We start from the raw sequence: 11,268 nt of genomic DNA, 5'->3' as shown, positions 1-11,268 counted from the left end.
TCGAGCTGCAGGCATCCAAATCGGTGGTTTCCTACAGCTCCCTAAGGCCAAGCTACGCGGTGCCGGCGGCATTGCGCTGATCCTCGACGGCGCCCGCATCATCGCCGGCGTGCTCGCCAACGGCTGCGAAGCCGATGGTGAAGTCCGTGTCCCGCAAGTGCGCGTCGATGGGCAGGTCGAGCTCGTCGAGGCCAAGCTGCGCAATGGCAACGGCAACGCGCTGATCCTCCACGGCGCTGAGATCGCCGGTGCCGTGCTCGCCAACCGCTGCGAAGTCGACGGCGCACTCTGGGGGCCACATGCCCACATTGGTGGGCAAGTCGAGCTCGTCGAGGCCAAGCTGCGCAATGGCAACGGCAACGCGCTGATCCTCGACAGCGCTGAGATCAAGCGTTCCCTAATCGCCAGCTGCTTCGAAGTCGACGGCGTAATCTGGGCGCCGCGCGCCCACATTGGTGGAGTCCTTGACCTCCGCGAGGCCAAGCTGCGCAATGCCGCCGGCACCGCGTAGCTTGGCCTTAGGGAGCTGTAGGAAACCACCGATTTGGATGCCTGCAGCTCGAACTGTGCCGTCGACTTCGCAGCCGTTAGCGAACACCTCGCCGGTGATCTGGGCGCGGTCCATCAACACCGCATTGCCATCGGCATTGCGCAACTTTGCGTCAATGAGTATGAGCTGCCCACCGATCTGGGCTTGCCACGCGCTCACTGCGCCGTTGGCTTCGCAGTCGTTGGCGATCACGTCGCCGGTGATCTGAGCGTCATCGAGGCTCAGCGCCTCGCCGTCGGCATTGCGCAGCTTGGCCTCGCCGAGGTCTACACCCCCCTCAATACGGACTCCAGGAGCGCTCACCCCGCCGTCGGCTTCGATGCCCTTAGCTAAAACATCACCATTAATGTGAGCGCCGTTGAGAGTCACTTGTTGGGCATGACTGCCCTCCAGACTGAGTTCCTTCAGTTGGGACCCGCTGAGGTCGATAGGTGCATCTAATACGCAATCAACGAGGTGCAGCGGGTAAGGGAATACAAGATGTGCGAGTTCTAGCTTTTCGCAGACGCGGGCACCCGAAATACGCAGTCCTCGTGGATCTACGGTCAAATCGCTAGAGGTGAGGACGCGACGTAGCGCAGCGGCAGGGACGCAACGATCAGAGCCCGAACTCTGCGCGTCGGCAGGGTCGACCGACCCCGAACTAGCCAACTCCAAAAGCTCACCGTCTCGAGCCGCCTGAGTCAAGCGGTCGATCCACTGTTGTAAATCCGCGGCGGTCTCAGACTCTATTGACGTCATAGCGGAAATAGTCCCGTAGGCCAGCCAGCGGTGTCTTGCAAATCAACTTCGCACATCGATCTCGGTGAAGTGCTAACTCCCAGCGCGGAGATCTATTCTCCGCGCATGCGCGACATTGCGACCATCGACTCCGAGCTCCGATTGGTGGCACTGCGCCATGCGGCTCGGGAGCGGGGCGGGCCGCTGCCCGGCGATAGAGGTGGCGGATGCGCCGCTCGATGAACGCCGCGAGCTGCGCGAGCTGGCTTGATGCTGGTTCATCAATGAGGGTCGAGCGCACCGCGGTAAGGCTAGCGCCGACGCTCCGGTTGGGGCTAGCGGCGGGAGTAGCGCGGCTGCTGCGTTGATTAGGCCCGCTATGCCGTGGTCATAAGTAGCCTTTTGGGTTGTGGAGGTCGTGGTATTTCTCTTCGTCGTCCTGTTGGTCCTTGGTGGTGTTGTGACATGGGGCGTGTCGTCAGCGCAACGCCAAGCGGAGGCGGCCGCGGCGGAGCGGCAGCGCCAGTGGGCGGAGCAGCAGCGTCAGTGGGCGGCAGCCGACGCGGAGCGACAGCGTCAGTGGGCGGCTGCAGAAGCAAAGCGGCAACGCCAGGCTGCGGCTGCGCGCCGTGCATGGCAGCTCTCGAGATGGCCGGAAGGCACCACCCTCGATAGCCACATCGCAGGCATTGAGGGGATCGTTCCGCAGGTGGCCGCGCAGAACGAAAACATCGAATCGCAAGTCCAGCGCCTCAACAACCTGCTTCACCACGGACTACGACATCCGCAAGGTAAACCAACGGCTCCGTATCTCGCGGGCGACCCGAAAGGCATCACCGAATACATCGAATCAACGCTGCCGGCAACGGAAGTCCGGACCGACAGCCCAAAAGCGAGAGTCGCCTACTCACCGCAATCGCGCCAATTGGTAGTCGAGTACGAACTACCGACGGTTGACATCGTCCCAAAGGTAAAGTCATACCGATACGTGAAGAGCCAGGACAAGGTGGTCGAAACTGCGCGGCCAGCCGCGCAAGTGAAAGGGCTATATGCCAGCGCAATCGCGCAGCTCACGCTTCTGTGCCTGGCGCACATCTTCCGAGTCGACACAAAGCAACACATCGACGTCGTGGTCTTCAACGGCATCGTCGACACCATAGACCCGCGCACCGGAAAGCCAATCCGGCCATGCCTAATGACTGTCCGGACAACCCGGGACACCTTCACCGAGATTAACCTGGCACAGGTTGAGCCCGCGGCCTGCCTCAAGTACCTGAACGCCGGAATCTCAAGGAGCCCAACAGAGTTGACACCGGTACGCCCAGTGCTGGAGTTCTCAATGGTGGACCCGCGGTTCATCGCCGAAACCGATACCCTCGGCGAGTTGGATGATCGTCCGAACCTCATGGAACTCACACCGCAACAGTTCGAATCGCTCATCCAGAACCTTTTCGACAAGATTGGCCTGGACACCAGGCAGACAAGAGCGTCTAGGGACGGCGGTGTCGACTGCGTCGCCTACAACACCGATCCCATCTTGGGCGGCAAAGTCGTAATCCAAGCAAAACGCTACAAGCACACCGTCGGCGTGTCGGCCGTCCGCGACCTGTACGGCACACTCCAGAATGAGGGCGCTTCGAAGGGCATACTGGTAACGACAAGCCAGTACGGCAAAGCATCCTATGACTTCGCCGAAGGCAAACCGATCGAGTTGTTCGACGGCACAAACCTCTTGTACCTCCTCGCGACCCATGCGGGCGTCAAAGCTCGGATCGAGCCGCCAGACGACTGGCAAGATCCGGTACCTGACTGGGGCGAGGGCGACAAAGACTTGGTGTTGCAGGCAGAACCGGCGGCGGTGCAGCTCGACGAAGCAGGCACGGACGCCGTCGCAGAGGCGGAAGCCCGCGCCAGAGATGCTCGCGCACGGGCAGACAAGCTGCGCCGCCAAATCGGTGAGCTGTAAGGCCCCAGACCGGGTGGCCACCACACGGCGAAAAAAATTGCAGGCCGTCGGCACCGTAGGTGGTGCAGACATACCAAGAATCGACACCTGTGCGTCACGAGGATGTCATAACCGTTCGGCAAAGTCTTTCCGCCTAGCGAAAGCGTGTCCTCGCCTTGGCCTGGAGTCGCCATCACGCACGCTGAAACGATCGCCGCGGATAAACCGGACTCAGATAGTGCGTTTCAGCCCGACGTGGGCGGCGTGGTACCCGAGCCGGCTGTAGAACGCCCGAGCCCTTTCGCGGGCCTCGTCCGTGGTCACCTGCGCGAGCCGCGCCCCGTGCGCTCGGCCGTAGTTGTGTGCCCACTCGACCAGTGCGGTACCGAGACCCTGTGCGCGTTCGGCTTTGGCGACCCGTAATCCCTCGATCTGCAGCCGGGTGGCGCCGCCGCGGGAAAGGCCGGGAATGATCGTCAATTGCACAGTCGCGACGACCTTGTCGGAACCGTTCAGGACGACTCCGAGATAGTTGGATCGGTTGCGAACGACGATGTCGTAGGCCGCCTCATAGCGTTCGAGTTCGGCGGCTTCGCGATCCTGACCGAATTCGTCGTCAGAGAGCAGCTGAGCGATCACCCCCACGTGTTCGCGCGTCGCGCGCTGCACACGATATGTGCGGCCCGCCACCCGCAGCAGTCCTCGAACCGAGGACTGCGCCAGTGCCTGTAGGCGCGCCACCAACAGGTCCAGCCACGCCCCCACATTGGTTCGTGCCTCCGCGGTATCCGGATAGCGGCATCGCAGATGCAGCCCGGACTCGTCCTGGATGAACCAGAGCATGACGCCGTCGGTGTCGACGCTCGCGCTCACATACTGGGCGTCGAGTCCGACCGAGTCGATGCGCACCGGCAGCCTGCTTTGGTCCAGCCAGGAAATCGCGAACATGCCGGGTGCGATGGGCATTCCACCCCACGGAGCCAGAACGTCGGCCAGTGGCCAGGAACCAAGCTGCACGGCTTCTTTGACGGCGGCGGCCGCCGCGTGCGGCTCGGCAATCGCCGACTCCAGAACCGAATTGGTGATGAACCAGCCCACCGAGTCGTGCCATTTGTCTTCAAATCGGCTGTGCACCGGGAAGACCGCGCGCAGCGGCGCCCCGGCCAACTCGCGGGTAACCCCTGTCATGGCGACCACAGCAAGTGCCAGCGTCGAGACACCGTCTTCGCGTGCCTGCGCCGCGAACGCGGCGCCGTCATCGACATCGAACACGTCGCGCACTTCGACGCGTTCCGGATGCGGCCCGGACTCACCCAACGGCAGCGGGAACCGGGGCATCACCCCACCGCTGTCGCTGATGATTTGTGCCCATCGCGCGCGCACGCTTTCCGGTGCCGCAGGACGATCCAGCAGAGCCTGCGTGTGCACGACAAACGCCGGCGGCGGCTGCAGCGACGACGTGCGTCCGATCCGCGCGTCGGCGAGCATCGACAACAGGTCCCGGGCAATCACCAGCATCGACCACATGTCCACGTGGGCGTGGTCGGCCGCGATCACCACCGTCGATCCGGCGGCAGTCTCCAGCACACACAATCGATGTGAGGGCCGCTCATAGGGCGAGCACGTCGCGTTGAGAACTACTCGCAGTGCGTCATTGACCGCCTGGCCCGGACTGATCTCATGCTCTACCCACTTGCCCGGGTGAATATCGATCTCATTCAGCTGCGGATCGCCGTCCGCCCCGGGTGTGAATGCCGTTCGCAGGGTGCCATGGCGGGCGATCACACCCAGCCACGCATCGGCCAACGATTCGCGGCTGACCCCCGCCGGCAACCGAATGGACAAAGCCATCCAGGAGCCCGGTCGTTCGCCCGCGCCAACGTGTATGCGCTGGTCGAAAGACACCGGGAGCTGCCGGCCGAGGCCAGACACCGACACGTCGTAGCCCCAGAGTCGTCCAAAGGGTAGCCGCAGGTGCGCCACGTTCGTCAGCCGCATGGCGGTACCCTAACGCCCCGGTTAGCCTGAATGCTCGGTCTGCGCGGTCGGCTCGGGGCGAGCCGTCCGGTCGTGAGAAGAGTTGCGTGATGTCCACTTTCGTGGTTCCTGGAGCGGAGCTTGCGGTTGAACTGAGCGACGAAGGTGGTCATCCGGTAGTTCAACTGCACGGACTCACCTCCAGCCGCGCGCGTGACCGGGTGCTCAATCTCGACCTTGGCAGGGGGCTCAGCGGGACCCGATTGCTGCGATATGACGCACGCGGCCATGGGAAGTCGACTGGGCGCAAGGTCCCGGAGGATTACCGTTGGGAAAGCCTTGCCGAGGATCTTCTGCAGCTGCTCGACAAATGGTTTCCCGGCGAACGGGTGCACGGAGTCGGCCCTTCCATGGGTACCGGCACGCTGCTGCACGCGGCGGCCCGCGAGCCGGACCGCTTCGCCGGCCTCACGCTGATGGTGCCGGCCACCGCGTGGGAAACCCGGCCCGCGCAGGCGGCGATCTACCGGGCCGCGGCCGAACTCATCGAAAACGAGGGAGTCGGGGCATTCATCGCGTCGGCCCGTGGGGCGACTCCGCCGCCAGCCACGGTCGGCGCGCCCGAAACAGTTCCCGATGTGGCCGACGCGCTGCTGCCGTCATTGTTTCGAGGCGCGGCTCTCAGCGACCTGCCCGCTCGCGAAGTGGTCGCACGAATCGATGCGCCGACGACGATTCTGGCCTGGGTCGGCGACCCCGCGCATCCGATGTCGACAGCGGAATCGCTTGCCGCCCTGATGCCGCGGTCGACGCTCACCGTGGCGCACACCCCGGCCGATGTCGAGACCTGGCCCCAGATCCTGAGCCAAGACGTCGCCCGCAGAGGCTGACTTGTGCGCGGACGCTCGGCCTTACGATCGTCGGCCCGGGCGGGTTAGATCGTCTGCATGGGCGAACGTGTGACGTTCCAAGGATCCACGGGCGCGACTCTTGCAGGCGTCATCGAGATGCCGGACGGAGCGGTGCGCGGCTGGGGTGTGTTCGCGCACGGCTTCACGCTCGGTAAGGACTCGCCCGCCGCGGCCAGGATCTGCAAGCAACTGGCCACCGACGGCATCGGCATGCTGCGCTTCGACGCGCTGGGTCTCGGCGGGTCCGAGGGCGACTGGGGCGACGGGTCCTTCACCGTCAAGGTCCACGACATCGCCAGGGCGTGCGAATTCATGACAAGCCGCGAAACCCCGGCCGAGATCCTGATCGGGCACTCGTGGGGCGGCGCGGCGGTGCTGGCCGCGGCCCGGCAGTCGCCGGGAGTGCGCGCCGTGGTGACGGTCGCCGCACCGGTCGACCCGAGCCACGTCGAAAAGCATTACGACGCAGTGGTCGACCGCTGCCTGACCGAGGGCAGCGCCGAATGGATGGTCGGCGGGCGCACGCTGACGCTCAAGCGGGCTTTCGTCGAGGATGTGCGTCGGGCCCAACTGCGCGACAAGATCAAGGGTTTGCGCCTGCCACTGCTGATCCTGCACTCCCCCACCGACAACACGGTCGGCATCGAGAACGCTAGCGAGATCTTCCGGTTGGCCCGGCACCCGCGCAGCTTCGTCTCGCTCGAGGGCTCCGATCACTTTCTCACCGCGCGCGGCCAGGCCCGCCGGGCGGGACGCATCATCGGCGCCTGGGCCGACGCGTACTTGGGCGACGGAGATTAGCCCCGAATCGCCTGCGGGGCACTAAATTCGGCTTCAGTTCCTCGGCAAGACGAACGCTTCGATGTGACGTTTACCGGCCCGCACCTCGTACTTGCGCCAGCCGGGATACAGCTCGAGGCCCTTGGCCCAGATCTCGTCGCGCTCGCCTGGCGTGGCGAGCCGCGCCGTCGTATGCCAGGTGTCCCGGCCGATGGTCACCGTCGCTTCGGGGTGGGCCTTGAGGTTGTAATACCAGGCGGGGTGTCTGGCACCGCCGAAATTGGATGCGATGAGGGCCAGGCCATCCGGATGCGGGATCCCATAGACCGCGACGGTGCGGGGCTCACCGGATTTGGCGCCGGTGGTGGTGAGCATGACCACGGGGATGCCGGTCGCGACGCCCGCGAAGCTGCTCCTGCCGCCCGTGACCCTGGTGATGAACCGGTCCAGATGATGCGCCGTGGGGCGCAGCATCGCCACGCCGACCCTGGTGGAGGCGAAGCGGCGCATCACCCGGTGGAAGGCGTTGGCATCGGCGAAGGTCTGGCCGGTCATGGAGTCATTGTGACTCCACGGAGCATGGCGTGGGGTCGATTCACCCGAGCCGAAAAACCCGTTGAAAACGCCTCACGCACGTCGCGGACGACATTAAGCTGCTGGTCGTGGGCGTGAATGTGTTAGCCAACGGTCGGAGTCGTTGGCTGGCCATCGTGGCCTCGCTCGTCCTGTCCGCCGGCATGGTGTACGCGCAGGGGGCGAAGCCGCGATGCTGCGCGCCGGCTCCGCCGGCGGCGCCACCCACCAGCGCGGCCGAGAGCGCGGCCGCCACCGGCGCCGCCGCGCCGGTCAACGCCCCGCACACCGCCACTCCCGCGGAAGTGGAGATGCTGACCGCCAACGCGCCGCCCGCCGCCGGCCAGCAATTCCAGGTCGCGCTGCCCCACGGCGTCGGGTCCGAGGACAGACTGCAGGTCAAGACGATCTGGGCGGAACGCGCCATCAGCGTGCTGTTTCCGCAGATCACCACCATCGGCGGATACCGGGAGGACGCTTTGCCGTGGCATCCCAACGGGCTGGCGATCGACGTGATGATCCCCAACCACGCCAGTCCCGAGGGCATCGAGCTGGGCAACCAGATCGCCGGCTACGCCCTGGCGAACGCCAAGCGCTGGGGAATCAACCACGTGATCTGGCGGCAGAAGATCTACCCGGGCGTGGGCGCAGGCAGCTGGACCGCCGACCTCGGTTCGGAGACCCTCAACCACTACGACCACGTTCACATCGCCACCAACGGTGGCGGCTACCCGACCGGGCACGAGGTCTACTACATCGCCTCAATGACGCCCGCGCCGCCGCAGTGATCCTGGGCGACAACGAGTTTCATGCGGAGCCGGCGGCAAACGCCGCGACGGGCATTTCGACGCTTCCGCCGCACGGGCCGCCGTTGATGTCGGTATGCCAGGTGCCGCGCAACGATCCGTCCGGCTGCGGCGTGTAGAACGCCCACGACCGGGCGGGCGCCCACACCTTGGGGACACCGTCACCCATGTAGCAATCCCACTGGAAGTCGAAGTGCTCGACCCATCGAGCGCCGTCCCAGGTGTAGTGCGAGGGCTGGGGCAGCGTCGGGTTCTTGGGAGCGGGGCCGTTGGTGGCGGTCGCCACGCACTTGCCCGACGAGCAGGCGGTGACGAAGACGTAGTCCGCGCTGAATGTCGGTTCGGACTGCGCGGCGGCCGCGCTCGTCCCCGACTTGTGGACGGCGTAGCGGACCAGCGAATACTTCCCATTCCACGAGGGCGTCGCGGCGTGGGCGGGGATTGCGGGCAACGCCTGGACCGCCACCGCGACGGCCGCCAGCGTCGCAGCGCCGCGAAACCGCCATCCGGGTGACATCGGAGTCCATGGTGCGGGCTCGGTGACGTTCCCGGCGATAGCCCACCAAGAATTCGTTGAGAACCCGTTAAGCCCCCGTGCTGATTCTGTGATCAACGCACCCAGCGTCCACGAGAAACCAGATCAGCACTAGGAGATCCCGATGTTCACTCGCCGTTTCACCGCCTCCGTCGTCGGCACCGCCGCCCTGGGCCTGGCCGCGCTGGGCCTCGCCGGCACCGCCGGCGCGAGCTCGGTCGACGACGCGTTCCTCGCCCAGCTGGCGGCCGATGGCATCACCCCGCCGAGCACCTCGGTCGCGGTCAAGGACGCACACGCCGTCTGCAACGCGCTCGACCAGGGCCACTCGAGCAAGGAGGTCATCAACGCGGTGGCCCAGGCGACCGGCCTGAGCGCCAAGGGCTCCAAGACGTTCGCCGTCGACGCCGCTTCGGCCTACTGCCCGCAGTACGTCACCTCGGCCTGACGCCTGACACCACGATGCGGGGACCCGGCGGGTCCCCGCATCGTTCATGGTTGCCGCAGCAGAAACAGGCCGTAGGCGGCGATGGACTGCGCGTCGGCGATCACCCCGGATCGGATCATCTGCTCGACGTCCTCGCGGTCGAACCACGCGCTGCGCAGGTCCTGTTCCTCGTGCTCGAGATCCGGTTCCCCCTCGTCGATCCCGGTGGCCAGGAACACCCATCCGCGCTGACTGGTCATGCCCGGAGCGACATCGAGCCTGCCCAGCACCTCGAACGACGTCGCGCTCAGGCCCGTCTCCTCGCGCAGCTCACGCTCGGCCAACTCGGCCGGCTCCGTGATCGCCAAGCCAGGGGCGGTGCCCTGCGGGAACTCCCACCGCCGCTCCCCCAGCGGGTACCGGAACTGCTCGACGAGCCGGAAGCGGTGCCCGTCGAACGGCATCACCAGCGCATAGTCGGGTTTGTCCACCACGCCGTAGATGCCGGGGCTGCCGTCCGGGCGGCGGATGTCGTCTTCGCGGAGCACCATCCACTGGCTCCGATAGATCTCGCGGGACGCGACGCATTCGATGAAAGGCACCGACCCAGTATCACTGCGACGCCGTGAAGCGGTCGTACGTGCGGCGCAGGGCACCGCGGTCGACGGAGTGCAGCACTCGGGTCAGGGCGTCGAACACGTCGACGTAGCCGACGGTCGGATCGGCCGCCTCACCGCGGGTGTATTGCCACGGTAAGGACCGTCCGCGGCGCAGCACTTCCCCGAGATACCACACGGCGCCATCGACGAACGGCGCATTCCGCTCCTCGTCGAAGAGCTGCTCGGGGGTCGAGCCCTTCTGGACGACGAGCTCTTCCAACGCGTCAAGAGACTCCGGGGAGAAGTCCCACACGGCGTCGCCGCCGTAATGGTTCGCCCACACCGGAAATTGGGCGCCGCGCTCGGCGAGCCAGCACCGAAGGTATTCCTCGTCTGAAAACCGCTGCGTGGCTTGGTGTTTGGCGCGCAGACGGCGCTTGGTGGCCTCTTCGACCCGGTCACGGGTCTCGGCCACCCACCGGTATTCCTCAACACGGTCGCGCCACTTGGCCAGCTCCTCACGGGCGGCGACGGTGATGGGATTGTCGTCGCCGAAGACGCGCGCTTCATCGTCGACCAGGGCTTGCCAGGTGGCGACCTTGTCCTGACAGTCGTCCGGTTCGGGCTCCCACAAGGCGATCGTGTGCCGGGCGATCAGCGTGTGGCGGTGGTCATCACCCAGCTTTTCGCGCATCACCTCTACCAGCGACTCGAGCTCGGCCACCGCGCCGGGGCCGTCGACCGATTCGCCGTGCCACTGCGCCAGAGCCACGCGCATGCCCAGGGTGTCCTCGTGGTGGTCGCCGAGCACCCGACGGCGGGCCGCGAGGACCTGCTCGCCCTCCGCGATCGCGCCCGCGTAGTCCCCGAGCTCCTTGCGCTTCTGCGCCACCCGGTCCCTGGACGTCAGCGCGGTCGGGTGCTCAGGCCCGAGCACCCGTTCTTCGTCGGCCAGCAGCTGCGTCCACTCGGCCAACGCGGCCCGGGTTTCGTGCTGCGGGCGGTCCGCGAACATGTGGCGCGCGGTCAACGTGGTGATGTGCTCGCCGCCGAGCTGCTCCACCAGTTCGGGTACCAGCTGCTCGAGGGCGGCATAGGCGCCGGCCTGGTCGCCCATCTGGAGCTGCAGGTGCACCAACGCGAGCTTCATGTCCAAGACGTTGGGGTGACGCTCCCCCAATACCGGCCGGCAGACGGCGACCAGCTCGTTCATCAGCGGCAACGCCCCGGCGAAATCGGCCGCGGCGATGCGCTCGGAGATGAGCCGGGTCAAGGCGGCGAGCGGCCCGGGCAGTTCCGGCGGCGTCATACCGCTATCGAATCCCTCGCACGGCCCCGTGGCAATTCACCCCGCCGACGGCGCGTCCGGTGTCGCGCTGGCATGAAACGGCACGGTGGCCGATAGTCATAGAAACGAACGCCAACGTCACAGAGGTGGGGGTATG

General features: G+C 66.0%; 12 protein-coding genes. 6 read left to right on the top strand and 6 right to left on the bottom strand.

Going from position 1 to position 11,268, the window contains the following annotated elements; all coding sequences use genetic code 11:
- A partial coding sequence (locus A5681_RS27455; RefSeq protein WP_197498606.1) for a hypothetical protein occupies positions 1–511 on the top strand: 511 nt, incomplete at its 5' end.
- Here A5681_RS27455 and A5681_RS27145 read toward each other — a convergent pair.
- A complete protein-coding gene (locus A5681_RS27145; RefSeq protein ID WP_156737990.1) occupies positions 398–1,291 on the bottom strand; it encodes a hypothetical protein in 894 nt (297 codons plus the stop codon). The two genes, A5681_RS27455 and A5681_RS27145, sit on opposite strands and share 114 nt — an antisense overlap.
- Before the next feature lie 388 nt (positions 1,292–1,679).
- Here A5681_RS27145 and A5681_RS14925 point away from each other — a divergent pair, with 388 nt between their 5' ends.
- Positions 1,680–3,236, top strand: a complete 1,557-nt coding sequence (locus A5681_RS14925; protein ID WP_067276002.1) for a restriction endonuclease — start codon at positions 1,680–1,682, stop codon at positions 3,234–3,236.
- Between the two features lie 210 nt (positions 3,237–3,446).
- On the opposite strand, the gene A5681_RS14920 is transcribed toward A5681_RS14925, so the two are convergent.
- The gene (locus A5681_RS14920) at positions 3,447–5,213 is read right to left on the bottom strand and encodes a GNAT family N-acetyltransferase (protein WP_067275999.1); all 1,767 of its coding nucleotides are present in this window, start codon (positions 5,211–5,213) and stop codon (positions 3,447–3,449) included.
- 89 nt (positions 5,214–5,302) lie between these two features.
- Here A5681_RS14920 and A5681_RS14915 point away from each other — a divergent pair, with 89 nt between their 5' ends.
- Together A5681_RS14915 and A5681_RS14910 are read left to right on the top strand one after the other, a co-directional pair.
- A complete protein-coding gene (locus A5681_RS14915; protein WP_067276018.1) occupies positions 5,303–6,082 on the top strand; it encodes an alpha/beta fold hydrolase in 780 nt (259 codons plus the stop codon).
- A 57-nt stretch (positions 6,083–6,139) separates the two neighbouring features.
- Positions 6,140–6,904 (top strand): alpha/beta hydrolase family protein, encoded by a 765-nt coding sequence (locus tag A5681_RS14910; protein ID WP_067275996.1) that lies wholly within the window; start codon positions 6,140–6,142, stop codon positions 6,902–6,904.
- A 33-nt stretch (positions 6,905–6,937) separates the two neighbouring features.
- On the opposite strand, the gene A5681_RS14905 is transcribed toward A5681_RS14910, so the two are convergent.
- Entirely contained in the window at positions 6,938–7,438 is a 501-nt protein-coding gene (locus tag A5681_RS14905; protein ID WP_067275992.1) for a nitroreductase family deazaflavin-dependent oxidoreductase, read from the bottom strand.
- A 107-nt stretch (positions 7,439–7,545) separates the two neighbouring features.
- On the opposite strand from A5681_RS14905, the gene A5681_RS14900 reads away from it, so the two are divergent.
- The gene (locus tag A5681_RS14900) at positions 7,546–8,244 is read left to right on the top strand and encodes a glycoside hydrolase (RefSeq protein WP_067275987.1); all 699 of its coding nucleotides are present in this window, start codon (positions 7,546–7,548) and stop codon (positions 8,242–8,244) included.
- Between the two features lie 19 nt (positions 8,245–8,263).
- Here A5681_RS14900 and A5681_RS14895 read toward each other — a convergent pair whose 3' ends face one another.
- Positions 8,264–8,779 carry a hypothetical protein gene (locus tag A5681_RS14895; RefSeq protein ID WP_067275984.1) on the bottom strand — a complete coding sequence of 172 codons (516 nt, stop codon included), beginning with the start codon at positions 8,777–8,779 and terminating at the stop codon, positions 8,264–8,266.
- Positions 8,780–8,921: 142 nt separating this feature from the next.
- On the opposite strand from A5681_RS14895, the gene A5681_RS14890 reads away from it, so the two are divergent.
- Positions 8,922–9,245, top strand: a complete 324-nt coding sequence (locus tag A5681_RS14890; protein ID WP_067275979.1) for a DUF732 domain-containing protein — start codon at positions 8,922–8,924, stop codon at positions 9,243–9,245.
- A gap of 44 nt (positions 9,246–9,289) precedes the next feature.
- Here A5681_RS14890 and A5681_RS14885 read toward each other — a convergent pair whose 3' ends face one another.
- Both A5681_RS14885 and A5681_RS14880 read right to left on the bottom strand, forming a co-directional pair.
- Entirely contained in the window at positions 9,290–9,775 is a 486-nt protein-coding gene (locus tag A5681_RS14885) for an NUDIX domain-containing protein (protein ID WP_231996316.1), read from the bottom strand.
- A 61-nt stretch (positions 9,776–9,836) separates the two neighbouring features.
- Positions 9,837–11,132, bottom strand: coding sequence for a tetratricopeptide repeat protein (locus A5681_RS14880; protein WP_067275970.1), 1,296 nt, complete (start codon positions 11,130–11,132; stop codon positions 9,837–9,839).
- Positions 11,133–11,268: the final 136 nt, after the last annotated feature.

Origin of the sequence: Mycobacterium scrofulaceum (assembly GCF_001667885.1) — a bacterium.
GTDB classification, from domain to species: Bacteria; Actinomycetota; Actinomycetes; order Mycobacteriales; family Mycobacteriaceae; genus Mycobacterium; species Mycobacterium scrofulaceum_C.
This window is presented reverse-complemented; position numbering and strand designations above follow the sequence as displayed.